Source organism: Teichococcus vastitatis, assembly GCF_003604215.1.
Lineage (GTDB): Bacteria > Pseudomonadota > Alphaproteobacteria > Acetobacterales > Acetobacteraceae > Pseudoroseomonas > Pseudoroseomonas vastitatis.
This window is the reverse complement of sequence record NZ_QXGS01000029.1, coordinates 1-25,349: the sequence shown is the minus strand read 5'-3', so window position 1 is coordinate 25,349 and position 25,349 is coordinate 1. Positions and strand designations below refer to the sequence as shown.

Below are 25,349 nucleotides of genomic sequence, written 5' to 3'. Positions count from 1 at the left end.
CCTCGCCGGATTGGCGGGCCGAATCCAGCCCGAAAATTCGTACGATGGTCGGATGTTGAAGGCGGCGGGGTTGCGCCATCCGGCAAAACCCCGCTTACCTCGCGGGCAATGCGCCGGGCATCGCGCCCGGCCGGGAATGAGGAGGCTCCGATGACCCTGACAGGCGAGATGCTGCTGGGCGCCAGCGCGGTGCGCGGCGATGACAAGCCGGTGCACGGCATCAACCCGGCGACCGGCGAAACCCTGCAGCCCGGCTATGGCGGCGGTGGCGCGGCCGAGGTGGAGCGGGCCTGCGCCCTGGCGGCGGCGGCCTTCGACAGCTACCGCGACACCGGCCCCGAGGCGCGCGCCGCCTTCCTGGAAGCCTGCGCCCAAGCCATCCTGGACATCGGCGACGAGTTGATCGAGCGCGCCTCCGCCGAGAGCGGCCTGCCGCGCGGCCGCATCGAGGGCGAGCGCGGCCGCACCGTCGGCCAGTTCCGCATGTTCGCCCAGGTGGTGCGCGACGGCGGCTATCTCGACGCCCGCATCGACCCGGCCCAGCCGGAGCGCAAGCCGCTGCCGCGCTCCGACATCCGCCAGCGCCACATTGCGGTGGGTCCGGTGGTGGTGTTCGGTGCGTCGAACTTCCCGCTCGCCTTCTCGGTCGGCGGCGGCGACACCGCCTCGGCCCTGGCCGCCGGCTGCCCGGTGATCGTGAAGGCGCATTCGGCGCATCCGGGCACCTCGGAGCTGGTCGGCCGCGCGATCCAGTCGGCGGTGAAGCAGTGCGGCCTGCCGGAGGGTGTGTTCTCCATGCTGTTCGGCTCGGGCGCCAAGGTCGGCAGCGCGCTGGTGGCCGATCCGCGGGTCAAGGCGGTGGGCTTCACCGGCTCCCGCACCGGCGGCACGGCGTTGATGAAGATCGCGCAGAACCGCCCCGAGCCGATCCCGGTCTATGCCGAGATGAGCAGCATCAACCCGGTCTTCCTGTTGCCTGGCGCCATGAAGAAGCGGGCCGAGGCGATCGGCAAGGGCTTCGTCGGCTCGCTCACCATGGGGGCGGGGCAGTTCTGCACGAATCCCGGCTTGGTGATGGGCGTCGAGGGCGAGACGCTGGACAGCTTCCTGGCCTCCGCCAAGGCGGCGCTGGAAGGCTCGGCCGCGCAGACCATGCTGACTCCTGGCATCTACAAGGCCTACAAGGAGGGTGTGGAGAAGCTGTCCTCCAACAACCGGGTGCAGACGGTGGCCGAGGGCCTGCCGGGCGCGGGCGGTCCCTACATGGGCCGGGCCGCGCTGTTCACCACCACGGCCGAGCATTTCGCCGCCGACGAGGCGCTGCTGGAGGAAGTGTTTGGCGCATCCTCCCTGGTGATCCGCTGCCCGGACGAGGACACCATGCTGCGGCTGGCGGAAGGGCTGGAAGGCCAGCTCACCGCCACCATCCAGATGGAGCCTGAGGATCTGGAACTGGCCCGGAAGCTGGTGCCGGTGCTGGAGCGCCGGGTTGGGCGCATCCTGGTCAACGGCTACCCGACCGGCGTCGAGGTCGGCCATGCCATGGTGCATGGCGGGCCTTACCCCTCCACCTCGGACGGCCGCACCACCTCCGTGGGATCGCTGGCGATCCAGCGCTTCCTGCGCCCGGTGGCTTATCAGGATTTCCCGGCCGACCTTCTGCCGCCGGCGCTGCGGGACGAGAACCCGATGAAGCTGTGGCGCCGCACTGACGGCGTTCTCGGACAAAGCTGAGGCCCGACCCGGTTCCGGTTCGGTGACCGGCCCCGGCGCAGCGATGCGCCGGGGCTTTTTTATTCTGGCCTGCTGCGCAGAACGCGCGGACTCATGAGGCCCAATCCGCCGATATCGCTCGATCCTCGGGTAGCGACTTTGCTCTCTGCCCAGCATAAGCATATTCTCCGTATTTCGATGCGTGGAACGCGCAGCTTCCACGAGGAGCACCCCGTGCCGTCGTTGTCCGAGCCTGTCCCCGCGGGGAGCGATCCCGCGATTCGTTCCGGAACACCCGGCGCGGCAGCGGCCGGCTCGGCCGCTGCGGGGCTGCCTTGATGCGGTTGGAGCCGGGCAGGTGGCTGATCCTGGCCGATGACCTGACGGGGGCGGCGGATTGCGCCATCGCCTTCGCCCGCCGCGGCCTGGAGGCGATGGTGGCTTGGCACGATGCGGCCGGTGGAGCCGGCGCGCGGCCCGGCGCCCTGGCCATCGATGCCGACAGCCGGCGCCTGCCGCCGACCGCGGCGGCGGCGCGCCACGCCACGCTGCTGCGCCCGCACCTATCCGGCGGTGCCCGCCCGGCGCTGATCAAGAAGATCGATTCCACCCTGCGTGGCCAGCCGGCAGCGGAGCTGGCGGGCAGCCTTGCCCTGTTGCGCGACGCCGGGCAGCCGCGCCTGGCCCTGGTCGCGCCGGCCTTTCCGGCCACCGGCCGCACCACCGAGAATGGCTGCGTGCGGCTGTGGGGCGTGCCGCTGGAAGCCACGCCGCTCTGGGCGAGGGACCACAGCTACAACAGCGCCGACCTCTTGGCCGTGCTGGGCTCTGCCGGGCTCAAGGCCTGGACCCTGCCGCTCGGCCAGATGCGCGGCGGCGCCGCGGCGTTGGCGGAGGCGCTGCGGGCGGCGCAGGCGGGCGGCCTCGACGCGGTGGTGTGCGATGCGACGGAGGCAGCGGATCTCGAGGCGCTGGCGCGGGCCAGCCTGCCCCTGGCCGACAGCGTGCTGTGGGTCGGCTCCGGCGGCATCGCGGCGGCCCTGGCCGCCGCCCTGCCGGAAACGCCGGCCGCTTCTCCCGCGCTGCCGCGCCGCCATGGCGGGGCCTTGGTGGTGGTGGGCTCGGTGGCCGAGGCATCGCGGGCCGCGGCCGAGGCGCTGGCCGCCACCGGGGCGCCGCGCTTCACCTTGCCCGCCGCCCTGCTGCGCGCCGGCGAGGCACATCCGCGCTGGGCCGTGCTCCGGCAGGAGATCGCCGCGGCCCTCGGCGCCGGCCGCGACACCCTGGTGGAGATCGCCGCCGATCCGGCCGCGGAGCTGAACCGGGGCGCGGCGCTGGCGGAGGCGCTGGCGATGCTGCTGGCGCCGGCCGTCGGCGGCATGGGCGGGCTGTTCGCCACCGGCGGGGAAACCGCCTGTGCGCTGCTGCGCCGCCTCGGCGTGCACGGCATCCGGCTGCTGGACGAGGTGGAGCCCGGCGTGCCGCTCGGCCTGACCCTCGGCGCCCTGCACCTGCCGGTGATGACCAAGGCGGGCGCCTTCGGCGACGGCACCACCATCCTGCGCAGCCTGGAACGGCTGCGCCAACGCACCGGAACCGCATCATGATGCAGACTCCCGACACCCGGCCGATCGTCGCCATCACTATGGGCGACGCCTCGGGCATCGGCCCAGAGATCATCCTGAAGGCCCTGGCCCGGCCGGAGGTCTACGCCATGTGCCGCCCGCTGGTGGTGGGCGATGCCGGGCGGCTGCGCGAGGCGGGCGGGCTGATCGGCTCCGCCCTGGCGGTGCGGGCGGTGCAGACCCCGGCCGAGGCGGGGTTCGTCTGCGGCACGGCGGATGTGGTGGATTTGGGCCTGATCCCCGCGGGGCATCCCTTCGGCAAGGTGCTGCCACTCTCGGGCGAGGCCGCCTTCCGCTATATCGAGCGCGCCACGCGGCTGGTCGAGGCCGGGCAGGCGGATGCCATCTGCACCGCGCCGCTGTCCAAGGAGGCGCTGCACGCCGCCGGGCACAAATATCCCGGCCACACCGAGCTGCTGGCGACGCTGACCAACACGCCGGAAGTGTCGATGATGCTGGTGGCGCCGAAGCTGCGCGTGATCCACGTCACCACCCATGTCGGGCTGATCGACGCGATCCGGAGGATCGAGCCGGGCCTGGTGTTCCGCGTGATCGAGCGCGGCCGCGCCACGCTGGTGAAGGCGGGTTTCGACAATCCGCGCATCGGCGTCTGCGGCATCAACCCGCATGCCGGTGAGAACGGGCTGTTCGGCCAGGGCGAGGAGGAAGAAAAGATCATCCCCGCCGTACGGGAATGCCAGGCCAAGGGCTGGGCGGTGGAAGGCCCGCTGCCGGCCGACACCCTGTTCTTCCGCGCCGCGCGGGGCGATTTCGACCTCGTGGTCGCCATGTACCACGACCAGGGGCATGCCCCGGTCAAGGTGATGGGGCTGGAGGCGGGAGTGAACATCACCATCGGCCTGCCGGTGGTGCGCACCTCGGTGGATCACGGCACCGCCTTCGACATCGCCGGAAAGGGCATCGCCGATGACGGCAGCCTCGTCGAGGCGCTGAAGCAGGCGGTCGACCTCGCGCCGCGCCGCGGCTGATCCCGGCCGCCATGCGACGCAGCCTGGCGCGCCGCGAGGCCATCCTCTCGGCGGTGGCCAGCGGCCGAGCGGATGTGGAGGTTCTCGCGGCCCGCTTCGGCGTGTCCGCCTCCACCATTCGCCGCGACCTGCAGACCCTGTCGGACCGGCGGGCGATCACCCGCACCTATGGCGGCGCGGTGCCGGCGCATCCGGAGGCCGAGGAAAGCCTGGACGCGCGCATCCGGCAGCACGGCGCCGCCAAGGCGGCCATCGCGCGTGCCGCAGCGGCGCTGATCGGGCCCGGGGACGCGCTGATCCTGGATGGCGGCTCCACCGTTGCGGCGCTGGCGCCGTGGCTGCGCGACGGGCGCCACCGCGTCATTACCAACAACCTGCCGCTGATCACGACCCTGGCGCAGGCGCCGGAGATCGAGCTGGTGCTGCTGGGCGGCGCGGTGCGGCCGATCAGCATGAGCACCAGCGGTCCGCTGGCCGAACAGGGCTTGCGCTGGATGACCGCCGACAAGGCCCTCATGGGCGCCGACGGGGTGATCGCCGGGCGCGGGCTGTGCGAGGCGACGCTGCAGCAGGTGGCGCTGAAGCTGCTGATGATGGAACAGGCGGCGGAGGTGTTCGTGCTGGCCGACGCGTCCAAGCTCGGCCGCGCCTCGCAATCCCACTGGGCCCGGCCGGCGCGCGGCTACACCCTGGTCACCGACGCCGCCTCGACCGAGGCGCAACTCGCGCCGTTCCGCGCCGGGGGCATCCGGGTGATCGTGGCGGAGTAGCCGCCTGGCCGCGCATTCCGGAGGGCGCCCGGCCTGCCACGATGGCCGTGCCTCCGGCGGGGTGGTACAAGCCCGCCGCGTCCGCGCTCCTGTTCCTCGCCGGAGCGGACGGCCAGGGTGCCGAGGCGAACCGTGCTTCCTTTGCGGGCGAGATGACCAAGAACAGCGATTTCGAGATCTTTCTGGCGACGGTGCCCGGGCTGGAGCCGGTGCTGTGCGCCGAGATCCGCGGCAAGGGCTTCAAGCAGCCCCGGGCTGTTCCCGGCGGCGTGGTCATCAGGGGTGGCTGGCCGGAAGTCTGGCGCGCCAATCTGTGGATCCGGGGCGCCGGCCGCATCCTGGCGCGGCTGGATGCGTTCCGGGTCCTGCACCTCGCGCAACTCGATGGCCGGGCGCGCCACGTCGCCTGGGGCAGCGTGCTGCGACCGGACGTGCCGTTCCGGGTGGAGGCTTCCTGCAGCGGCTCGCGCATCTATCACAGCGGCGCCGCGGCCGAGCGCATCGAGGCCGCCATCCGGGACAGGCTCGGCGCCCCTGCCTCGTCGGAGGCGGAGGTGGTGGTGCGCGCCCGCATCGAGCACGACCTTTGCACCATCAGCGTCGATACTTCCGGCGAGCTGCTGCACAAGCGCGGCTACAAGGAAGCCGTGAACCGGGCGCCGATGCGCGAAACCATGGCTGCGCTGTTTCTGCAGCAATGCGGCTTCGACGGGAGGGAGCCGGTGCTCGACCCGATGTGCGGATCGGGCACCTTCGTGATCGAGGCGGCGGAGATCGCGGCGCGGCTCAACCCCGGCCGCTTCCGGCACTTCGCCTTCGAGAAGCTCGCCACCTTCGACGCGGAGGCCTGGCAGCGCATGCGCGAGGTGCGGAGCGGGCGCATTCCGGCGGCGCGGTGCTATGGCAGCGACCGGGATGCCGGGGCGGTCACCATGAGCCGCGCCAATGCCGAGCGCGCCGGCGTGGCCGATGGCACCGAGTTCCAGCAGCGCACGATCAGCGACGTGGTCGCACCTGCCGGGCCGCCGGGGCTGGTGATCGCCAACCCGCCCTATGGCACCCGCATCGGCGACCGCACGGCGCTGTTTCCGCTCTACCGCGCTCTCGGGCAGACGCTGATGAGCCGTTTCGCCGGCTGGCGCGTCGGGATCGTCACCAGCGAGGTCATGCTGGCGCAGGCGACCGGATTGCCGTTTCTGCCCGCCACGGCGCCGGTTCCGCATGGCGGGCTGCGTGTGTCCCTGTTCCGGACCGGTCCCCTGCCATGAGCCGCCCGCGACGGGTCGCCGGCACGGGACGCGCGATGCGAAGTCAGGCCGTCGCCGCGTCGGCCTGCCGGTCAAGATGCGCCACCAGCTCCGGCGCCAGCTTCAGGCGGTGCGCCAGCGCCTGCAGGTAGGCCCGCTCGGCCGGGTCGTCCGGGTCCACCGCCAGCCGGGACACCAGGTAGAGTTCCGCCGCCTGTTCGGCCGTGCTGGCGGCGGCGGCGACCTCGCTGACGCCGACCGGCGCATCCAGCGTATCGAATACGAAGGCCTTGGCCTCGGCGTCCAGCCCGGCCTGCTCCACCTGCGCGAAGATGCGGCGGCGCTCCTCGGCATCGATGTGGCCATCGGCGCGGGCGGCGCCGATCATCGCGCGGATCAGCGCCAGTTCGAACGGCTCGCCGCCGGCGGCGGGCCGCGCCTCGGGCAGGAACCGGGCATCCACCGAAGCGGCGTCGCCCGGCGTCACCGCGGCAACCGCGCCGGGCTGCCGCCCCGCCTGCCAGTTCTGAAAGGCGCGGTCGGCCAGTGCCCCCAGCAGCGCCGCGCCGCCATGGCTGAGCAGGCCTCCGCCGCGCTTCTTGTTCTTCTTGCCCATCAGCACCGACATCAGCCCGCCCGCCGCCGCGGCGCCGGCCAGCCCGCCGAAGCCGCCCCCGGCCGGCTTGCCGCCCGAACCGAGGACCTGCTTGGCAGCCTCGGCGAGGCCGCTCATGTTGCCGCCGCTCCAGGCCTGGGGCGGAGTCGGCGGCGAGGCGCCGGGCTGGGTCCAGGGCGAGACGCCCTGGCTCCCCTGGGGCGCCCCCGGCGTCCGGGCGGCGCCGAGGAACTGGTTCAACAGAGCTTTTGCGTCGATCATGCCCCACAGATCGGGTGCGGGCCGGGCGGTCACAAGATTGCCGCCGGTTCATCTTTGGGTGGGGGAGTGGGGTGCCGGCGATCAGGCCACCTTGTTGACCAGCGCTTCGCCCTTCTCCAGCGCAGCGATGTTCTGCAGCAGCAGCCGGATCACGTTGCGCTCGTAGAACTGGGTCTCGCCCGCCGAATGTGGCGTGATCACCGTGTTGGGCGCGTCCCACAGCGGCGAGGCGGGGTCGAGCGGCTCCTCCACGAAGGTGTCGAGCCCGGCGCCGCGGATGCCGCCCGCGCGCAGCACCTCCGCCAGCGCCGCCTCATCCACCACCGGGCCGCGCGCCACGTTGATCAGAAAGGCGGAGGGCTTCATTGCCCGCAGCACCTCGGCCGAGACGATGCCGCGCGTCTCGGGCGTCAACGGGCAGGTGAGCGCCAGCACGTCCGCCTCGGCGGCCAGCGCCTGCAGCTCCTCCGGCCCGCGCAACTCGATGCCATCCGGGTTGGCGCCGGAACGGTTGCGCTTGAGGCCAATGACGCGCATGCCGAACGCCTGGGCCAGCCGCGCCAGCCGCCCGCCGATGCCGCCCAGGCCCAGGATCACCAGGGTGGAGCCTTCCAGCTCCGCCTCGCGCTGCGCCGGGTCGGAGATCATGCCGCGCCATTCATGCTTCCCCTGGTTGGCCACCGCCTCGTTGACGCGGCGGGTCAGGCTCAGCAGAAGGGCCATGGCGTGGTCGGACACGGCGTTCACATTGACGCCCTGGCCGCTGCACAGGTGCACGCCGCGCGCGCGGAACGCCTCGAGGCCGTAGCGCTCGGTGCCGGCGCTGATGGACTGCACCAGCTTCAGCTTCGGCGCCTGGTCCAGGATGTCGTCGGTCCAGAAGCCGGAGATCACCAGTGCCTCGACCTCGGCCAGGTTGGCCATCAGCTCGTCCTTGGATTTGAAGACCTTCGCCGGGCCGGTCCAGCCCTGGGCGCGCAACGCGGTTTCCAGGTCATAGGCGCCGTGGGCGAGGCAGAGCACGGGCGCGTCGCCCGTCCAGATCTTGGCCATGATGGTTCCTTTGCGGTTCAGGCGAAGTTGCGCGGGCGGATGCCGGCGTGGAAATAGGTGATCATGGAATAGATGTCGTAGACCGGCAGGCCGAGCTCCCGCTGCAGCGCCGCCGCGTAGGGCGGCATGTTGGTGCATTCCAGCACGATGGCGCCGACCTCCGGATGCTTCGCCACCAGCTCGCGCCCGGCCGCCAGGATGTCCTGCTCGGCCAGGTCGATGTCCATGTCGTCCCGTTCGGCCCGGATCAGCACCCGGAAGAATTCGCGCCCGTTCTCGGTGCCGGCCACCGGGATGTCCGCCGGCACGCCGGCGGCTTCCAGGTGGCGCGGGGTCAGGGTCGCGGCGCTGACGGTGATCAGGCCGACACGCCGGCCCGGCGGCAGCATCGCCTGCACCCACGGCACCTGCAGCAGCGAGGAGGTGGCGACCGGCACGCCCACATGCGCCGCGATCTCCCGCTGGAACAGCGACAGGAAGCCGCAATTGGTGGTGATGGCCTCGGCGCCCAGCCGCACCAGTTCGGCGGCGGCGTCGAGGAACTCGCCGAGCAGGCCCTGGGCGCCGTTCAGCACCACGCGTTCGGGGCTGGCGCCGCGCACCACGCGGTACAGCACCGGGAAGGGCCAGGTGGCGCCGTTGCCCATGTCGCCCAGGATGCGGGGAAAGCGTGCTTCCAGCATCAGGATGCCGAGCGGCGCGCCATAGACGGCCTTGCCGCCCCGGGCGATCCCGCGCGGCCCTGCGGCAGAGGGCGGGGAACCGCGGCGCGGGTCAACAGGGGGAAGGGTGCTCATGGGGAAGCCCGGTAGAATGATCGGCAGGCAGTCTGGCGGCGGGGGTGAAGCAGCGTCAAGTCTGTGTGTTGACCTGTATGCACTTCTGTCCCTACCGTCCCCCGGCGATGACCCGCAGTCTCGGAGCCGATCCCGAACCCGCCGCCGATGCCCTGGCCGGCGCGCCGCTGCGCTCCGCCGACCGGGTCTATGCGCGGGTCAAGGCGATGGCGGTGTTCTACCGGCTGCGCCCCTCGGAACGCATCAACGAGGTGGAGCTGGCCCGCCGGCTGGGCGTCAGCCGGACGCCGCTGCGCGAGGCGCTGAACCGCCTGGCGGCGGAGGGCTTCCTGGAGGCCACGGTGAACCGCGGCTATTCGGTGCTGCCGCTCGACCCGAAGCGCGTGCTGACGCTGTACGAATACCGGGCCACGCTGGAGATCGGCGCTCTGCGCTTGGCCGCCGAGCGGGCGGATGAGGGCGGGCTGGACCAGCTCGACGCGCTGGCGCGGCGCACCCAGCATTCCACCGGGCAGGACGCCTTGGCCCAGCTTGCCGCCGACGAGGCCTTCCACACCCATCTGGTGGCCCTGGCCGATAATGCCGAGATGCTGCGCTCCCTCCGCTCCCTGAACGAGCGCATGCGCTTCATCCGCTGGATCGACCTGGACAAGGGCCAGCCGGGCCACTGGACCGACGAGCACGCCACCATGGTCGCCCTGCTGCGCGCCCGCGACGCCGGGGCGGGGGCGGCGCTGATGCAGGCCCATATCGCGCGCCGGCTGGATCGCATCACCGAGATGATCCGCGCCGGCTTCGCCGAGATCTACACCGGCAATACCCTGGCCGCCCGCATCCTGGGCGATGCCGCCTGACATGCCCGAACCGAGGACCGCATGACCAATACGGGAAGCCTGCCATGAATGCTCCCATGGCCCGCCACGTGGTGGTGATCGGGGCGGGCATCGTCGGCGCCGCCAGCGCGCTGGAACTGCTGCGCGACGGGCAGCGCGTCACCCTGCTGGAGCCCGGCACGCCGGGCGGCGAGCAGGCGGCGAGCTATGGCAATGGCTGCTGGCTGTCGCCGCAATCGGTGATCCCGCCCGCCGGCCCCGGCGTGTGGAGGAAGGTGCCGGGTTTCCTGCGCGACCCGCTCGGTCCGCTGGCGATCCGCTGGTCCTATTTTCCCAGAGTGATGCCCTGGCTGGTGAAGTACCTGCTGGCCGGCTGGACCGAGGCGCGGGTGCTGCGCATCGCCCAGGCAATGAAGCCGCTGCTGCAGGACGGGCCGGCGCTGCACCGCAGGCTGGCCGAGGAAGCCGGCGTCGCAGAGCTGATCGAGCAGCGCGGCGACATGTACATCTATCCCGACCGCGCCGCTTTTGAGGCCGAGGCGATGTCCTGGCGCATCCGCAAGGCGGTCGGCATTCCCTGGCTGGAACTGTCGGGCGATGAGCTGCGCCAGCGCGAACCGGAGCTGGATCGCCGCTACGGCTTCGGCGTGCTGATGGAGCAGGGCGGCCATTGCACCGATCCCGGCGCCTATGTGGCGGCGCTGGTGGCGCATGCTGCGGCGCAGGGGGCGGAGCTGCGGCAGGACAAGGCCACCGGCTTCCGCATCGAGGCGGGGCGGCTGAAGGCGGTGCGCACCGCGGCGGGCGAGATCGCGTGCGACGCGGCGGTGATCTGCGCCGGCGCTCATTCCAAGACACTGGCCGCTGCCGCCGGCGACACCGTGCCGCTGGAAACCGAGCGCGGCTATCACGCGGTGCTGAGCGACCCCGAAGTGCGACCGCGCACGCCGCTGATGCCCTCCGACGGCAAGATGGCGATCACCCTGACGCGCAACGGCCTGCGCTGCGCCGGGCAGGTGGAGATCGCCGGGCTGGAGGCGGCGCCGAACTGGCGGCGCGCCGAGATCCTGCGCGACAAGCTGCTCGGCTGCTTCCCGGGCCTGCCGCGCGATCTGCCGGCGGAGCGCATCAAGGTGTGGATGGGCCACCGTCCCTCCATGCCGGATGGCATGCCCTGCCTCGGGCCGGCACGGGCGACGCCGGACATCGTGCACGCCTTCGGCCACGGCCATGTCGGCTTGGTGGCCGGGCCTCGCACGGGGCGCGTGGTGGCGCAGCTGCTCGCCGGGCGGGCGCCGGAGATCCCGGTGGACGCCTTTTCCGCCCGGCGCTTCGGCCGCTGAGCTCAACCGAACCGCCGGCCGCGGAGCAACCCCGGGTCGGCGCATTCCCGCAGCTTCCAAGGAGCGACGCATGACACGACGCCCGCGCATCCCGGCTTTCCTGGCAGGGCTGGCGATGCTGAGCCTGGCCGCCGGTGCCGCGACCTCCGCGGCACGGGCCCGGCCGGCCGGCGGATCGCCGACGCTGGATGCCATCCGGGCCCGCGGCGCGCTGGTCTGCGGCACCTCGGCGGACCTGCCCGGCTTCGCCTTTCTCGATGGCCAGGGCACCTTCAGCGGCCTGTACAACGATTTCTGCAAGGCCGTCGCGGCGGCTATGCTGGGGGATGCGGCCAAGGTGCGCCATGTGCCCACCACCGATCCGCAGCCGGACGTGCAGCGGCTGCTCGGCCGGACCGATGATTCCGGCGCCATGCTGGGGGTCGGGCGCGACTGGGCGGTGAACATCATCCGCGAGGTCGGCAATCTGGGCGAGGTATGGAACCGCAACGTGGCGCCGATGGGGCTGCCGCGCGGCCGCAACGCCCTCTACACCGCGGGCGGGCTGCAATATGCGCCGCCGATCCGCTGAACGGAGCGGATCGCGAGGGCGCGGGGAAGCAGTCTGTGCCGGCCAGTGGAACTCGCGGCGGCCGGGCTTGTCCATCTGGCGGAACCAAGGCTAGCGTTCGCTCCCAGGGAAGCTCACTGGAGACCACAATGGCTGTTTCACGTCGTGGCCTGATGGCCACTGCGGCCGCTCTGCCTTTTCTGATGCGGGCGGAGGAGGCCCTGGCGCAGGGCGTCCAGCCGAAGCGCGGCGGCACGCTGACGACCATCGTCAACCCTGAGCCGCCGGTGCTGCACATCGGCATCAACAATCAAGGGCCGACGCTGATCGTCGCCGGCAAGATGTTCCAGGGGCTGCTGCGCTACGACGCCAAGCTGCAGCCCATGCCGGAGTTGGCCAAAAGCTGGGAAATCAGCCCTGACGGGTTGGAATACACCTTCCGCCTCCAGGAGAATGTCAAGTTCCACGACGGCCAGCCCATGACGGCCGAGGACGTGGTGTTCTCCATCATGAAGTTCCACATGGAGCTTTCGCCACGCGCGCGCGGCGTCTTCGGGCGCATCAAGGAAGGCATCGCGGTGGACGCGAACACCGTGAAGTTCGTGCTGTCAGCGCCGTTCGAGCCGTTCCTGCTGATGTTCGACGTGACCGTCTCGGCAATTGTGCCAAAGCACCTGTTCGACGGGCAGGATTACCGGCAGGCCCCGGCGGTGGCGAAGCCGGTCGGCACCGGGCCGTTCCGCTTCGCCGAATGGCAGCGCGGCAACTTCATTCGGCTGGAGCGCTTCGACGATTACTGGAAGCCGAACCAGCCCTACCTGGATGCCATCATCTACCGCGTGGTGCCGGACAGCCAGAGCCGGCGCCTGGCACTGGAATCCGGCCAGGTGATGATGACGCAGTCCAACGACATCGAGCCCTTCGACGTGCCGCAGCTGCGCGCCCGCCCCAATTTCGAGGTGAAGACCGAGGGCTGGGAATATTTCGGCCCGCTGATGTGGGTGGAATTCAACCACCGCGTAAAGCCGCTGGATGATGTGCGGGTGCGGCGTGCGCTGACCATGGCGGTGAACCGCGATTTCATCGCGCAGCGCCTGTGGTTCGGCATCGGCAAGCCGGCGACGGGGCCGTTCCACAGTGCCACGCGCTTCTATGACGGCAGCGCCAAGACGCCGGGCTACGACCTGAACGCCGCCAAGGCGCTGCTGGACGAGGCCGGGCTGAAGCCGAACGGGCAGGGCGTGCGCTTCACCATCCGGCACATGTCGCTGCCTTACGGCGAGGTGTTCACCCGGTTGGCCGAGTTCCTGCGGCAATCCTTCCGTCAGGTCGGCGTCGACCTGCAGCTGGAAAGCGTCGATGTCGGCACCTGGTCCCAGCGCACGGCGAACTGGGATTTCGACACCACCATCAACTACCTCTACCAGTATGGCGACCCGACGCTGGGCGTGGAGCGTTCCTACGTGTCCACCAACATCAAGAAGATCCTGTTCTCCAACGTGTCCGGCTACGCCAACCCGAAGGTGGACGAGCTGTTCACCAAGGGCCGTGACGCGGCGGACCCGGCGGTGCGGCAGGAAGCCTTCAGCGAGGTGCAGAAGCTGCTGGTCAGCGACGTGCCGCTGCTGTGGCTGATGGAGATGGCTTTTCCGACCATCTACGACAAGAAGCTGCACAACGTCATCACCTCCGGCGCCGGGGTGCATGCCAGCTTCGACGACGTGTTCCTGGCCTGACGCATGGAGTTGTCGCGCTTCCCCGCCTATCTGGCGGGGCGCCTCGTGAAGGCGGCGGTCGTGGTGCTGGCGATCGTCGTCTGCAATTTCTTTCTGATCCATGCCGCGCCGGGCGATCCGGCGAGCATCATTGCCGGCCAGTCCGGTTCCGCCGATGCGCGCTTCCTGGAACAGCTGCGTGCCCAGTTCGGGCTGGACCAGCCGCTCTACATGCAGCTCTGGCTCTACCTGAAGGGTGTGCTGACGCTGGATCTCGGCTTCAGCCATCGACAACAGGCCAGCGTCGCCGCATTGCTGTGGGACCGGCTGCCGGCGACCCTGCTGCTGACCGGCGCCGCCTTTCTGTTCGCCATCGCCATCGGCGTCACCATGGGCGCGTTGGCGGCGCGGCGCGTCGGCACTTGGTCGGATTCCGTGATCACCGTGCTGGCCCTGACCTTCTACGCCACGCCGCTGTTCTGGGTGGGGCTGATGCTGGTGCTGCTGTTCAGCGTGACGCTGGAATGGCTGCCCTCCTTCGGCATGATGTCGGTCGGCGTGGAGTTGTCGAGGATCGGCAGGGTGCTCGACATCGGCAAGCACCTGCTGCTGCCGGCGCTGACGCTCGGCCTGTTCTACGTCGCTGTGTATGCCCGGCTGACCCGCGCCACCATGCTGGAGGTGGCCGACCAGGATTTCGTCAAGACGGCACGCGCTAAGGGCGTGCCGGAGGGACGCATCCTGCGCCGCCACGTGCTGCGCAACGCCATGCTGCCGGTGATCACCTTCGCCGGCATCCAGGCGGGGCAGTTGATCGGCGGCTCCATCCTGGTGGAAACGGTGTTCGCCTGGCCCGGCATCGGGCGCCTCGCCTTCGAGGCGCTGCTGGCGCGCGACTACCAGGTGCTGATGGGCGTGTTCTTCTGCACCAGCGTCATGGTGGTGCTGTTCAACCTCATCACCGACCTGCTCTACGCGGTGGTCGATCCGCGGGTGGAGGTGTCGTGATGGGCGGCTTCTGGCGCAATTTCTGCCGCAACCGCGGTGCCGTGGTCGGCCTCGTGATCCTGCTGCTGGTGATCGCGACGGCCGTCGCCGCGCCCTGGCTGTTTCCCGGCAGCCCGTGGGACATGGCGGGCATGCCCTTCGCCCCGCCGGGCGAGATGGGCATGTGGCTCGGCACCGACAGCCTGGGCCGCGACGTGGCGGCGGGCATCGCGCATGGCGCACGCGTGTCGCTGCTGGTGGGCGCGGTGTCCACCGTGGTGGCGCTGGTGATCGGCATCGGCCTCGGCGCGACCGCCGGCTATCTGGGCGGCGTGGCGGATGACATCGTCATGCGCTTCACCGAGTTCTTCCAGACCATTCCTTCCTTCGTGCTGGCGATCCTGCTGGTGGCGATCTTCACGCCCACCATCGGCTCCATCGTCTTCGCCATCGCCGTGGTGTCCTGGCCGCCGGTGGCGCGGGTGGTGCGAGCCGAGTTCCTGTCGCTGCGCTCGCGCGAGTTCGTGCAGGCGTCCGAGGTGCTGGGCAAGTCACGGCTCGCCATCGTGTTCGGCGACATCCTGCCCAACGCCTTGTCGCCCATCGTGGTGCTGTCCTCGCTGATGGTGGCCTCGGCCATCCTGCTGGAAAGCGCGCTGTCGTTCCTGGGCCTCGGCGATCCGAACCTGATGAGCTGGGGCTTCCTGATCGGCTCCGGCCGCAGCGTGATCCGCATCGCCTGGTGGATGAGCGTATTTCCCGGCATCGCGATCTTCCTCACCGTGCTGTCGCTGAACCTGGTGGGCGAGGGTCTGTCCGACGCGCTCAATCCGCGCCTGGCGCGCAACCGCGAGGGCAAGGCATGACCCGGCTGCTCACCGTCGAGAACCTGTCCGTGGCCCTGCCGCGCGGCGCCGACCGGCCGCACGCGGTGGAGGAGGTGTCGCTGCACCTCGATGCTGGCGAGATCCTGTGCGTGGTGGGCGAGAGCGGCTCGGGCAAGTCGATCACCGCCAACACGGTGATGGGGCTGCTGCCTAAGGGCCTGCCGGTGACATCCGGCCGCATCACCTTCGAGGGCGAGGACCTGCTGGGCCTCTCGGCCGAGGCGCTGCGCTCGCGCCGCGGCCGCCGCATGGCCATGGTGTTCCAGGAGCCGATGACGGCGCTGAACCCGCTGATGAAGGTGGGCGACCAGATCGCCGAGGCGCTGTCGGTTCACGGCAAAGGCGCCGAGGCGAGGGCCCGCGTGCCGGAGCTGCTGGCGGCGGTGAACCTGCCCGACCCGGCGGCGATCGCCCGCATGCACCCGTTCCGTCTGTCGGGCGGGCAGCGGCAGCGCGTGATGATCGCGATGGCCCTGGCGCTGGAGCCGGCGTTGCTGATCGCCGACGAGCCGACCACCGCGCTCGACGTCACCACCCAGGCGCAGATCCTGCGGATGATGCGCGAGATCCAGCAGCGGCGCGGCATGGGGGTGATGTTCATCACCCATGATTTCGGCGTAGTGGCCGAGATCGCGGACCGCGTGGCGGTGATGCAGCGCGGCCGCATCGTCGAGCAGGGCACGGCCCGCGAGGTGCTCGACGCGCCCCAGCATCCCTACACCCGCGCGCTGATCAGCGCGGTGCCGCATGGCCGCACGCTGGACCGCGCCGCGGCGCGCCCGGCGCCGGTGCTGCAGATGAAGGGCGTGACCAAGACCTACCAGCGCGGCGGCTGGTTCGGCGCGCGCGCCGTGGTCCGCGCGGTGCACGACGCCGATTTCACGCTCAACAAGGGCGAGACGCTGGGCCTCGTGGGCGAGAGCGGTTCCGGCAAATCCACCCTGGCCCGCTGCGTCGTCCGGCTGGTGGAGCCGGAGCAGGGGGAGATCCTGTTCCACGGCAACGACCTGCGGCCGCTGTCGCGACAGGGATGGCTGCCCTATCGCAAGCGCATCCAGATGGTGTTCCAGGATCCCTACGCCTCGCTCAATCCGCGCCGCAAGGTGGGCGATGCGATCACCGAGGGGCCGATCACCCATGGTGTCGGCCGGGACGAGGCGCGGCAGCGCGCGCTCGAATTGTTGCGGCTGGTGAAGCTGGAGCCCTCGGCCATGGAGCGCTACCCGCACGAGTTCAGCGGTGGGCAGCGGCAGCGCATCGGCCTGGCGCGCGCCCTGGCGATGCAGCCCGAGCTGCTGATCGCCGACGAGCCGGTTTCGGCGCTCGACGTATCGGTGCAGGCGCAGGTGCTCGACCTTCTGGCCGAGATCCGCCAGCGCCTCGGCCTGACCATGCTGTTCATCACCCACGACCTGCGCGTCGCGGCGCAGATCTGCGACCGCATCGCGGTGATGCAGCGCGGCGCCATCGTGGAGCTGGGGCCGACCGCGGAGGTGTTCGGCGCGCCGAAGCATCCCTACACCCGCTCCCTGCTCGACAGCATTCCCGGCCGGGGCTGGACCCCGCCCGAACTCGCCGAAACCGCCTGAACGGAGCCATGCCCATGTCCCTCGATCCCGGCATCCGCCGTGCTATCCTCGACGCCGTCGCCGCATTGGAGGCGGAGTCCGTCGCGGCGCTGGAGCGGCTGGTGCGCTGTCCCTCGACCCTCGGCAACGAGGCTTCGGCGCTGGAGGAGATGGCGCGCAACTACGCCTCGCTCGGCCTGGAGCCGCGGCGCGTGCCGACGCTGCCGGAGGAACTGGCCGCGCATCCCGGCTTCTCGCCGCCGCTGATCTCCTATGACGGGCGCGACAACGTGGTGGCGGTGCACCGCCCGCGCGAGGCCAAGGGGCGCAGCCTGGTGCTGCAGGGCCATGTGGACGTGGTGCCGGAAGGCGCGGCCGAGATCTGGGCCACGCCCCCCTTTGAGCCCTCAATCCGTGACGGCCGCATGTATGGCCGCGGCGCCGGGGACATGAAGGCGGGCGACATCTCCAACGTCATGGCGTTCCGCGCCCTGCAGATGGCCGGGCTGCAGCCGGCGGCGGAGGTGCAGTTCCATTCCGTGATCGAGGAGGAATGCACCGGCAACGGCGCCCTGGCCTGCATGCTGGCGCTGCCGAAATGCGACGCGGTGATCATTCCCGAACCCGGCCCGGGGGTGGAAGGTCTCTACACCGCCGAGGTGGGCGTGATCTGGGCCTGGGTGACGGTGACGGGCCGCCCGGTGCATGTGCGCGACATGCAGGCCGGGGTGAACGCGATCGAGGCCGCCTATGTCATCTCGCAGCGCTTCAAGGCCTATGAGGCGGAGATGAACCGGGCGGAGAACATCCATTCCTCCTTCTTCGGCGTGAACCACCCGGTGAACGTGAATTTCGGCACGGTGCAGGGCGGCGAGTGGAACAGCTCCGTTCCCACCCGCGCCAAGATCGGGCTGCGCGTCGGCATCATGATGGGCAACACGGCCCGGCGGGTGAAGGCGGATATCGAGCGGCTGGTGGCCGAGGCGGCGGCCGATGAGCGGCTGCGCGGCACCAAGGTGGGGCTGGAATTCGCCGGCTTCATGGCCGACCCCTGCGTGTTCGACAAGCAGGCGCCGATCGTGCAGATGGTGCAGCGCCATTTCGCGGAGGCGAATGGCCGCGAGCTGCGCGATTATCCGGCTTCGGGCCTCACCGATGGCCGCTTCTTCCAGCTCTACCAGGGCACACCGGTGGCCTGCTTCGGGCCGGATGCGGATGCGATCCACGGCATCGACGAGAGCGTCGGGCTGGACAGCTTCCACGCCACCACGCGCTGCATCGCGCTGACGCTGGCGGAATGGTGCGGAGTGGAGAAGGCATGAGCAATCTTCCGGTCTCCGGCGCCAGGCTGTGGGACAGCCTGATGCAGATGGCGCGGATCGGCGCCACGCCGAAGGGCGGCAACAACCGCCAGACTCTGACCGATGGCGACGGCGAGGCCCGCGCCCTGCTGCGGGACTGGGCGGAAGCGATCGGCTGCTCCGTCACCGTGGACCGCGTCGGCAACATGGCGATCCGGCGCGAAGGGCGCGATCCGTCCCTGCCGGCGGTGGCCATGGGCAGCCATCTCGATACCCAGCCCTCGGGCGGCAGGTTTGACGGCGTGCTGGGCGTGCTGGCCGGTCTGGAAGTGCTGCGCGCCCTGCATGAATCCGGCACCGAGACTGAAGCGCCGATCGTGCTGGTGAACTGGACCAACGAGGAAGGCGCCCGCTTCTCGCCGCCGATGATGGGCAGCGGCGTCGCCATGGAATTGTTTCCGGAGACGGAGGTGCTGGCCAAGACCGACCCGGCCGGCGCCGTGTTCGGCGAGGAGCTGCGCCGCATCGGCTGGCAGGGCAAGGCCGATCCCGCCGCGCTGCGGTCCCTCGGCGCCTATTTCGAACTGCATATCGAGCAGGGGCCGACCCTGGAGGCGGAGGGCGTCCCGGTCGGCGTGGTCGACCGTGCCCTGGCGCAGCTCTGGCTCGACGTGACGGTGGAGGGCGAGGAATCGCATGGCGGCTCCGCCATGGTGCCGCGCCGCGATGCCCTGGTGGGTGCCGCGCTGCTGGTGCAGGTGGTGGAGGAGGCGGCGCTGGCCGAGGGCGGGCGCGGCACGGTGGGCCGGCTGACGGTGCAGCCGGACAGCCGCAACGTGGTGCCCTCCCGCGTGTGGTTCTCGATCGACTTCCGCCACGGCGAGATGGAGGCGCTGGCGCGCATGGAAGCGCGCATCCGGGACCGCGCGGCGGAGATCACCGCGGAACGCGGGCTCAAGGTTGAGCTGGCACGGTTCTGGGAATGCCCGCTGACGCCGTTCAGCGATGAGCTGGTGGCGGCGCTGGAACGCGCGGCGCAGGGGCGCAACCTGCCCTTCAAGCGGATGCCGACCGGCATCGGCCACGACGCCGTCTATGTCGCCCGCCGGCTGCCGACGGCGATGATCTTCGTGCCCTGCGAAGGCGGCCTCAGCCACAACGAGGCCGAGAACATCACCCCCGAATGGGCGGAAGCCGGGCTGGCCGTGCTGGCCGATGCCGTGCTGGCCACCGCCCGACCCGTCCGCGGAGACTGAGCCATGCGCATCGCCATCGGCGGCTTTCTGCACGAGAGCCATTCCTTCGCGCCGCGTGCCACCGGATGGCCGGAATTCCGCCAGCCCGGCGGTTTTCCCGGCTTCATGCGCGGCGCCGCGCTGCTGGACACGCTGCGCCCCACCTCCGTCGCCGCCGCCGGCGCCATGGCCGAGGCCGAGGCACGAGGCTTCGAGCTGCTGCCGCTCTCCTGGTGCTTCGCCAACCCGGCCGGCCCGGTGACGGCGGAAGCCTTCGAGCGCATCAGTGCCTGCCTCGTCGCCGACCTCGCCGTGGCGCTGGATGCCGGGCCGCTGGACGGCATCTACCTCGACCTGCACGGCGCCATGGTCGCGGAAGGCTTTCCCGACGGGGAGGGCGAGCTGCTGCGCCGGGTGCGCGCCGTGGTGGGGGCGGCGATGCCGCTGACGGTCAGCCTCGACCCCCATTGCAACCTGACGGAGCAGATGGTGCGGCTGTCGGACGCCGTGGCGCCCTACCGCACCTATCCGCATGTGGACATGAAAGCGGCGGGGGCACGCGCCATGCGGCTGCTGGCCGAGCGCATCGCGCGCGGCGCGCCCTTCGCCAAGGCGTTCCGGCAGGCCGAGTACTGGATGCCGCTGACCGCGCAATGCACCATGGTGGAGCCGATGGCCGCCGTGATGGATGCGCGGGAAGCCATCGCCGAGCAGGAGAAGGCGGCGGAACTCGCCTTCTGCTTCGGCTTTCCTTACGCCGACTTCGCCGATTGCGGGGTGGCGCTGGCCGCCTTCGCGGATACGCAGAACGCCGCGGATGCCGCCGCCGATGCACTGGCCGCCCTTCTGGCCGAACGCGAGCCGCTGTTTGCCGGCGGCGCCCTGCCAGTGGCGGAGGGCGTGGCCAAGGCGATCCGCCTCGCCGCCGCGGCCGACCGGCCGGTGGTGCTGGCCGACACGCAGGACAATCCCGGCGGCGGCGGCCATGGCGACACCACCGGCCTTCTGGCCGAGCTGGTGCGGCAGGGCGCGCCCGCGGCGCTGGGCCTGATCAACGATGCCGAGAGCGCGGCCGCCTGCCACGCGGCCGGGGAGGGGGCAGAGGTGTCGCTGCATCTCGGCGGCAAGTCGGACGGCCTGCCCTTCGAAGCCACGGCCACCGTGCTGCGGCTGACGGATGGCCGCTTCACCTGCACCGGGCCGATGAACGGGGGCAACCCGGCCGATCTTGGCCCCACCGCACTGGTGGCGATCGGGCCGGTGAAGGTGATCGTGGTCAGCCGCAAGATGCAGGCGCACGACCAGGCGCTGTTCCGCCACATCGGCGTCGATCCGGCGGCGGAGAAGATCCTGGCTCTGAAGAGCAGCGTGCATTTCCGCGCCGACTTCCAGCCCATCGCGTCGGAGGTGCTGGTGGTGGCAGCGCCGGGCCCGGTGCTGGCCGATCCATCCTCGCTGCCCTTCCGCCACCTGCGCCCTGGCCTGCGCACCCGGCCGCGCGCCGCATGAGCGGGCTGTTCAGCCACGTCACGGTGGGCGCGCGGGATTACGCCGCCGCCACGCGGTTCTACGACGCGGTGCTGCTTCCGCTGGGCCTGGAGCGCAGGACGGACGAGCCGGAGATCGGCTGGGCCTGCTGGCACAGGCCCGGCGACCCGGCCGAGTTCTATGTTTGCCGCCCCTTCGACGGTGCCGCCGCCACGCCGGGCAATGGCAGCATGACGGCGTTCTTCGCGCCCGACCGGATGGCGGTGGATGCCGCCCATGCCGCCGGCCTCGCCGCCGGCGGCCGCGACGAGGGCGCACCCGGCCTGCGCCCCCACTACAGCACCGGTTATTACGGCGCCTATCTGCGCGATCCCGATGGCAACAAGCTGTGCGTCGTCCACCGAATCATTGACGCGGCCTGAAGGCGATGAAGCAAATCGGGGAAGCTCGATCGGGCCCTTCTTCGACCATTCGCAGGGTTCTCCGCCGCGGCGGATTGCCTGCCAGGGTGTGACTGGTCCGGCGGGGCTCGCAGTGTCGGGCCGACAGTCGCCGGTGCTCCGCCGCCGGCGAGGCCCGCCCGGAACCTGCGGAGGTCCGACCGGTCCAGCCTCGGGAACCGCTCGCGATCTCACCAAGCAGCACCGCATCGGTATCAGGGAATGCTGCTGATGGTGGTAGGGCCGTGGACGCCTTCGGCCGCTCGCAGAGCCGGTCGGGGCGTCCGGGCAGAATGAGCGGCCTGCGCAAACAAGATCAAGGGCTTCCCTCGCGACAGGGTGGCGCTGCACCGGTTTGCAGGAGGCGTTACGGAGCGCCGCAGCGTTCCGGCCGGCAACGTGCCAGACGTTGGAGGCGCCCAGTTGTTGCCAACGTGCGGAAGCGGAACAATACAAGCCCGCGCATATGTCCGCGGCTGACCGGCAGCGGCACCGTTTTGCTGATCCTTGGCCGGCACGCTTCATCGGCCGACCAGGGCATGGTCTCAAATACGGAAGCTGGTCCGAGCTGGGTGTCCATCCGGGGAGTCACGCCGTCTCAGCCCTGGTTGATCGCTGATCTTCGACGTTCTTAAGGGTGTCGGTAAGGGCAGGTGGGATGGATATCATCAATGGGGTGGAGCGGCGTCGGCGCTGGCGGATGAAGGACAAGCTCCGGATCCTGGCCGAGATTGATGCCGGTGCTTGGCTTGCTGCCGTTGCGCGGTGGCATGACGTCAGCCGCGGTCGGATCTGGCAGTGGCGCGATGCCCAGCGGCGGGGGCGGCTGGTGGTGGAGATGCCGAGTTTTGTGCCCGTCCATGTCGTATCAGCCCTTCCCGGACCGAGGCCATGGCACGGGTTGGAGGAGCATCCTGCCCAGGTGAGGTCCCGGAGGGTGAGCGCTCCGTCGAGATCGTGTTGCCGGACGGTACCCGCCTGCGCGTGGCCGAGAGCACCGGAGCGGCGGCCCTGCGCGTCTGCTGTTGGTGTTGCGCGGGTGATCCCGGTTCCCTCGGGTGTTCGCGTCCTGGCTCGCAGTGGGGCACACGGATATGCGCCGCGGCATGAACGGTCTGGCCTTACAGATGCAGGAGGCGCTTGGGCGTGACCCGCATGCGGGCGATCTGTATGTCTTTCACGGCAAGCGCGGCGACCTGCTCAAGATCCTGTGGCACGATGGGCTCAGCATGTCCCTCTACGCCAAGCGGCTGGAACGAGGACGCCTCCTCTGGCCCGCCACTGGGGGTGATGTAGCGCCGATCTCCGCCGCGCAGTTGGCCTACATGCTCGACGGCATCGATTGGCGGAACCCGCAACTGACTTACAGACCTCAGGCCGCGGGCTGATCTTCAGCGAAGGATTGTGCTGGCAAAGCGCGGCTGTCCCTGATGACGTTGAGGCCCTTCGCGCGGCACTGGCAGCCGAGCGGGAGGCGCGTATCGCGGCCGAGGCCCGTGCTGCCGGCGCCGAGGCAAGGGTGGTTGGTGCGGAGGCGATGATCATCCACCTTAAGCTGTGATCGCCAAGCTGCGGCACGACAAGTCCGGTGCCTCCTCCGAGCGGGGCCGCAAGCTGCTGGGTCAGCTGAAGCTGGAACCCGGCGAACTGGTCGCCACAGCGGCCGAGGACGCGACGCGAGCGGAGAACCAGGCGGGAACCCGGCCCGGAGCACCGCCGCCGCGCAGGCCCTACCGCGGTCCTCTGCTTGCCCACCTGCCGCACGAGCGGGTGGTGCTCCTGTCACCCGCAGCCTGTCCCTGCTGCGCCGCGACCTGTCCAAGCTCGGTGAGGGTGTCACGAAGATCTTGGGACTGATTCCGCGGCAGTGAAAGGTCGTCCAGACCCTGCGGGAGCGGTTCTCCTGCCGCCAGCGCGAGGTGATCACCCAAACCCCCTGCGCCGTTCCATCCGATCGCCCGCGACAGGGCGGGGACTGAGCGTCTCCACCCTAGCGGACTGGGTTGGCACCGCGGCGGCGGTGCTCTCGCCACTCCATGCCCTCATCGAGGCGCATGTGCTGGCGGCGGAGCGCCTGGACGGGACGACACCACGGTGCCGTTGCTGGCCCGCGGCAAGACGATCACCGTCCGGCTCTGCTTAATATTCGGGACGACCAGCCCTTTGCGGGACCCGCGCTGCCCGCGGCCGTGTTCTACTTCTCGCGCGACCGTACCGCCGGGCATCCCAAACGGCACCTGGCCTCCTACACCGGGATCCTGCAGGCCGATGCCTATGCCGGGTTTGGCGGCCTCTACCTGGCCAGCCGCAAGCCCGGGCCGATCATGGAGGCGCGTGTTGGGCGCATTTCCGGCAAGGTGTTCGAGCTGGCCGAGGTCGCCCGCGCGCCGCTGGCCGCCGAGGCCGTGCGGCGCATCGACCGGGTGTTCGACGCCGAGCGGCCGGTGAACAGGTCCTCGGCGGCGGATCGCCTGTCGCACCGGCAAAGCGGCGTTGCCCCGCTTGTTGCCGACCTCCATGCCTGGATGCTGGAGACCAGGGGCAGGCTGTCGCGCCACAATGATCTGGCCGGGACGCTGGACTACGCGCTCGAGCGCTGGCCTGCATCCACCCAATTCCTCAGCGAGGGCCGGATCTGCCTCACCCATAACGCCGCCGAGCGCGCCCTCCGTGGCATGGCTCTCGGCAGAAAGGCCTGGCTGTTCGCAGGCAGTGACCGTGGTGGCGAGCGGGCCACGATGATGTCTGCGCTCATCACCACCGCGAAGCTGAACGACGTCGACTCACGCGCTTGGCTCGCCAATGTGCTCGCCCGCATCGCCGACTACTCCGCCTACAGGCTCAACGAACTCTTACCCTGGAAGTGGCACTGCACTCAGGCGCCTCTGCCCACCGCTGCCTGACTGTCAACCGCGGCTATTACCAGATGGAACCGAGCTGGAGCCTTGAAGAAATTTTGCCAAAAGAGATTTGGAGGGTCTTGCGTGCTGTCCGGCGCCGTGACATATCGCCGCCACGCCGACGGAGCGCGGGCGTAGCTCAGGGGTAGAGCACAACCTTGCCAAGGTTGGGGTCGAGGGTTCGAATCCCTTCGCCCGCTCCAGTCGGACTTTTCACAAACATTCTCCAGGCTAATGGCTGCCGCAGCTATGCGCTTGTGCGGCCTAGTTTTCTGCACTGACCTTGATGGTCTAGTGTCGAAACGACCTCCAGATTCTCTCCTCAGATGGCTCTCTGTCTCCAAAGCTTGGGGGTAGGACAATTTAACCCCCAAGCTTTAGCGGGTTGATTTGCCATGCTTTTTTGATGGTTCTATAGCCGAGAGTTGGTCATCCGACTGCCCAGCGATGGCTACACCGACCCTGCTCCTCAGCCCCGAGCCACTCGCCAGCACTGGGTCGCAGCAGAGGATCGCTCCCTCTGCAGACCCGCGGCGGAAAGCCGTGAAGTCCTCTGCTGCGCGCCATCAAGGAGCCGGCGCTGGTGTGCGCTCGCATCTCCTGCGGGACGGCGTGAGCAGGAACTGTCACGGCTGGGGCACAGGTTGACTGTTCGTCGATCGGGCTGGCCGTAGGCGTCGGCGGCACAGGCGGAGTAGCCTGGGCAGTGGCGCCAGGGGGTGACAGTGGAGTGCACCGCGGAGGGAGGCGGAACAAGGCCATCGGAGCAACAAGGCCGACCCTCCGTAGCCAAACCTTCCCTATGACAATCTCTGCAGCGGCTTATGTGCAGGACACACAACACCTCCGGGAGACGAGATCATGGCGAATGACCAGCGCGGCAGGAGCGATGGCCTGCCCACCAGCGGAAGGCCGGCGGGGCTGTTCGGATTATCCTGGCCGGTGTTGGGTGCTGCCGGCGCGCTTCTGGTGTTGCTGATCCTGGGCTGGTCGATCGCCTTGTCGCGCGGCGGGAGGCTGGAAACGGCCGA

Annotated in this window: 21 protein-coding genes, 1 tRNA gene and 1 pseudogene; 20 read left to right on the top strand and 3 right to left on the bottom strand. The window is 70.3% G+C overall.

All coding sequences use genetic code 11. The annotated features are described in order from the left end of the window. Positions 1 to 150: 150 nt before the first annotated feature. The 5 genes from D2K64_RS19015 to D2K64_RS18995 all read left to right on the top strand — a co-directional run bounded on the left by D2K64_RS19015 (position 151) and on the right by D2K64_RS18995 (position 6,365). Complete coding sequence (locus D2K64_RS19015; RefSeq protein ID WP_120009960.1) at positions 151 to 1,734, top strand: aldehyde dehydrogenase (NADP(+)); 1,584 nt, start codon at positions 151 to 153, stop codon at positions 1,732 to 1,734. 317 nt (positions 1,735 to 2,051) lie between these two features. Beyond that, positions 2,052 to 3,320, top strand: a complete 1,269-nt coding sequence (locus D2K64_RS19010) for a four-carbon acid sugar kinase family protein (RefSeq protein ID WP_120009959.1) — start codon at positions 2,052 to 2,054, stop codon at positions 3,318 to 3,320. Further along, positions 3,317 to 4,327 (top strand): 4-hydroxythreonine-4-phosphate dehydrogenase PdxA, encoded by a 1,011-nt coding sequence (gene pdxA / locus D2K64_RS19005; RefSeq protein WP_120009958.1) that lies wholly within the window; start codon positions 3,317 to 3,319, stop codon positions 4,325 to 4,327. The genes D2K64_RS19010 and pdxA overlap by 4 nt, the downstream gene beginning before the upstream one ends. A gap of 11 nt (positions 4,328 to 4,338) precedes the next feature. Beyond that, positions 4,339 to 5,097: a DeoR/GlpR family DNA-binding transcription regulator gene (locus tag D2K64_RS19000; RefSeq protein WP_120009957.1), complete on the top strand. Its 759-nt coding sequence runs from the start codon at positions 4,339 to 4,341 to the stop codon at positions 5,095 to 5,097. A gap of 152 nt (positions 5,098 to 5,249) precedes the next feature. Then, complete coding sequence (locus tag D2K64_RS18995; RefSeq protein ID WP_120009970.1) at positions 5,250 to 6,365, top strand: THUMP domain-containing class I SAM-dependent RNA methyltransferase; 1,116 nt, start codon at positions 5,250 to 5,252, stop codon at positions 6,363 to 6,365. A gap of 43 nt (positions 6,366 to 6,408) precedes the next feature. Here D2K64_RS18995 and D2K64_RS18990 read toward each other — a convergent pair whose 3' ends face one another. The 3 genes from D2K64_RS18990 to D2K64_RS18980 all read right to left on the bottom strand — a co-directional run bounded on the left by D2K64_RS18990 (position 6,409) and on the right by D2K64_RS18980 (position 9,071). Beyond that, positions 6,409 to 7,221: a tellurite resistance TerB family protein gene (locus tag D2K64_RS18990; protein ID WP_120009969.1), complete on the bottom strand. Its 813-nt coding sequence runs from the start codon at positions 7,219 to 7,221 to the stop codon at positions 6,409 to 6,411. 81 nt (positions 7,222 to 7,302) lie between these two features. Next, a complete protein-coding gene (locus D2K64_RS18985) occupies positions 7,303 to 8,274 on the bottom strand; it encodes a D-2-hydroxyacid dehydrogenase (protein WP_120009956.1) in 972 nt (323 codons plus the stop codon). A gap of 17 nt (positions 8,275 to 8,291) precedes the next feature. Further along, positions 8,292 to 9,071: an aspartate/glutamate racemase family protein gene (locus tag D2K64_RS18980; protein WP_120009955.1), complete on the bottom strand. Its 780-nt coding sequence runs from the start codon at positions 9,069 to 9,071 to the stop codon at positions 8,292 to 8,294. A gap of 65 nt (positions 9,072 to 9,136) precedes the next feature. On the opposite strand from D2K64_RS18980, the gene D2K64_RS18975 reads away from it, so the two are divergent. From D2K64_RS18975 to D2K64_RS18905, 15 genes and pseudogenes are all read left to right on the top strand, one after another. Then, positions 9,137 to 9,925: a GntR family transcriptional regulator gene (locus D2K64_RS18975; protein WP_238384295.1), complete on the top strand. Its 789-nt coding sequence runs from the start codon at positions 9,137 to 9,139 to the stop codon at positions 9,923 to 9,925. Between the two features lie 44 nt (positions 9,926 to 9,969). Then, positions 9,970 to 11,247 (top strand): NAD(P)/FAD-dependent oxidoreductase, encoded by a 1,278-nt coding sequence (locus D2K64_RS18970; RefSeq protein ID WP_238384294.1) that lies wholly within the window; start codon positions 9,970 to 9,972, stop codon positions 11,245 to 11,247. 70 nt (positions 11,248 to 11,317) lie between these two features. Further along, positions 11,318 to 11,818: a type 2 periplasmic-binding domain-containing protein gene (locus D2K64_RS18965; protein WP_120009952.1), complete on the top strand. Its 501-nt coding sequence runs from the start codon at positions 11,318 to 11,320 to the stop codon at positions 11,816 to 11,818. A gap of 128 nt (positions 11,819 to 11,946) precedes the next feature. Next, a complete protein-coding gene (locus D2K64_RS18960; RefSeq protein ID WP_238384293.1) occupies positions 11,947 to 13,533 on the top strand; it encodes an ABC transporter substrate-binding protein in 1,587 nt (528 codons plus the stop codon). Positions 13,534 to 13,536: 3 nt separating this feature from the next. After that, on the top strand, positions 13,537 to 14,520 hold the full coding sequence (locus D2K64_RS18955; protein ID WP_120009951.1) for an ABC transporter permease: 984 nt from the start codon (positions 13,537 to 13,539) through the stop codon (positions 14,518 to 14,520). Beyond that, positions 14,520 to 15,365 (top strand): ABC transporter permease, encoded by an 846-nt coding sequence (locus D2K64_RS18950; RefSeq protein WP_120009950.1) that lies wholly within the window; start codon positions 14,520 to 14,522, stop codon positions 15,363 to 15,365. Before D2K64_RS18955 ends, D2K64_RS18950 begins: the two co-directional genes overlap by 1 nt. Then, positions 15,362 to 16,975, top strand: a complete 1,614-nt coding sequence (locus D2K64_RS18945; RefSeq protein ID WP_120009949.1) for an ABC transporter ATP-binding protein — start codon at positions 15,362 to 15,364, stop codon at positions 16,973 to 16,975. The genes D2K64_RS18950 and D2K64_RS18945 overlap by 4 nt, the downstream gene beginning before the upstream one ends. A gap of 14 nt (positions 16,976 to 16,989) precedes the next feature. Beyond that, a complete protein-coding gene (locus tag D2K64_RS18940; protein WP_238384292.1) occupies positions 16,990 to 18,276 on the top strand; it encodes an ArgE/DapE family deacylase in 1,287 nt (428 codons plus the stop codon). Next, positions 18,273 to 19,511 carry a Zn-dependent hydrolase gene (locus tag D2K64_RS18935; RefSeq protein ID WP_120009947.1) on the top strand — a complete coding sequence of 413 codons (1,239 nt, stop codon included), beginning with the start codon at positions 18,273 to 18,275 and terminating at the stop codon, positions 19,509 to 19,511. The genes D2K64_RS18940 and D2K64_RS18935 overlap by 4 nt, the downstream gene beginning before the upstream one ends. Before the next feature lie 3 nt (positions 19,512 to 19,514). Continuing rightward, positions 19,515 to 20,999: a M81 family metallopeptidase gene (locus D2K64_RS18930; RefSeq protein ID WP_120009946.1), complete on the top strand. Its 1,485-nt coding sequence runs from the start codon at positions 19,515 to 19,517 to the stop codon at positions 20,997 to 20,999. Continuing rightward, on the top strand, positions 20,996 to 21,400 hold the full coding sequence (locus tag D2K64_RS18925) for a VOC family protein (RefSeq protein ID WP_238384291.1): 405 nt from the start codon (positions 20,996 to 20,998) through the stop codon (positions 21,398 to 21,400). Before D2K64_RS18930 ends, D2K64_RS18925 begins: the two co-directional genes overlap by 4 nt. A 676-nt stretch (positions 21,401 to 22,076) precedes the next feature. Then, positions 22,077 to 22,568 (top strand): transposase, encoded by a 492-nt coding sequence (locus D2K64_RS26245; protein WP_120009945.1) that lies wholly within the window; start codon positions 22,077 to 22,079, stop codon positions 22,566 to 22,568. Further along, entirely contained in the window at positions 22,477 to 22,806 is a 330-nt protein-coding gene (gene tnpB, locus D2K64_RS18915; RefSeq protein ID WP_456316382.1) for an IS66 family insertion sequence element accessory protein TnpB, read from the top strand. The genes D2K64_RS26245 and tnpB overlap by 92 nt, the downstream gene beginning before the upstream one ends. 14 nt (positions 22,807 to 22,820) lie before the next feature. Continuing rightward, a pseudogene (tnpC, locus tag D2K64_RS18910) lies at positions 22,821 to 24,321 on the top strand (IS66 family transposase). 125 nt (positions 24,322 to 24,446) lie between these two features. Beyond that, positions 24,447 to 24,521: transfer RNA gene (locus D2K64_RS18905), tRNA-Gly, on the top strand. Positions 24,522 to 25,349: the final 828 nt, after the last annotated feature.

Coding starts and splice junctions, on each gene's coding strand:
- D2K64_RS18995 (WP_120009970.1), top strand. CDS start 5,250: ATGACCAAGAACAGCGATTTCGAGATCTTTCTGGCGACGGTGCCCGGG.
- D2K64_RS18950 (WP_120009950.1), top strand. CDS start 14,520: ATGGGCGGCTTCTGGCGCAATTTCTGCCGCAACCGCGGTGCCGTGGTC.
- D2K64_RS18925 (WP_238384291.1), top strand. CDS start 20,996: ATGAGCGGGCTGTTCAGCCACGTCACGGTGGGCGCGCGGGATTACGCC.
- D2K64_RS18955 (WP_120009951.1), top strand. CDS start 13,537: ATGGAGTTGTCGCGCTTCCCCGCCTATCTGGCGGGGCGCCTCGTGAAG.
- D2K64_RS18980 (WP_120009955.1), bottom strand. CDS start 9,071: ATGAGCACCCTTCCCCCTGTTGACCCGCGCCGCGGTTCCCCGCCCTCT.
- D2K64_RS18930 (WP_120009946.1), top strand. CDS start 19,515: ATGCGCATCGCCATCGGCGGCTTTCTGCACGAGAGCCATTCCTTCGCG.
- D2K64_RS18985 (WP_120009956.1), bottom strand. CDS start 8,274: ATGGCCAAGATCTGGACGGGCGACGCGCCCGTGCTCTGCCTCGCCCAC.
- D2K64_RS19015 (WP_120009960.1), top strand. CDS start 151: ATGACCCTGACAGGCGAGATGCTGCTGGGCGCCAGCGCGGTGCGCGGC.
- D2K64_RS18970 (WP_238384294.1), top strand. CDS start 9,970: ATGAATGCTCCCATGGCCCGCCACGTGGTGGTGATCGGGGCGGGCATC.
- D2K64_RS26245 (WP_120009945.1), top strand. CDS start 22,077: ATGGATATCATCAATGGGGTGGAGCGGCGTCGGCGCTGGCGGATGAAG.
- D2K64_RS18940 (WP_238384292.1), top strand. CDS start 16,990: ATGTCCCTCGATCCCGGCATCCGCCGTGCTATCCTCGACGCCGTCGCC.
- D2K64_RS19000 (WP_120009957.1), top strand. CDS start 4,339: ATGCGACGCAGCCTGGCGCGCCGCGAGGCCATCCTCTCGGCGGTGGCC.
- D2K64_RS18945 (WP_120009949.1), top strand. CDS start 15,362: ATGACCCGGCTGCTCACCGTCGAGAACCTGTCCGTGGCCCTGCCGCGC.
- D2K64_RS18935 (WP_120009947.1), top strand. CDS start 18,273: ATGAGCAATCTTCCGGTCTCCGGCGCCAGGCTGTGGGACAGCCTGATG.
- D2K64_RS19010 (WP_120009959.1), top strand. CDS start 2,052: ATGCGGTTGGAGCCGGGCAGGTGGCTGATCCTGGCCGATGACCTGACG.
- D2K64_RS18990 (WP_120009969.1), bottom strand. CDS start 7,221: ATGATCGACGCAAAAGCTCTGTTGAACCAGTTCCTCGGCGCCGCCCGG.
- D2K64_RS18965 (WP_120009952.1), top strand. CDS start 11,318: ATGACACGACGCCCGCGCATCCCGGCTTTCCTGGCAGGGCTGGCGATG.
- D2K64_RS18960 (WP_238384293.1), top strand. CDS start 11,947: ATGGCTGTTTCACGTCGTGGCCTGATGGCCACTGCGGCCGCTCTGCCT.
- pdxA (WP_120009958.1), top strand. CDS start 3,317: ATGATGCAGACTCCCGACACCCGGCCGATCGTCGCCATCACTATGGGC.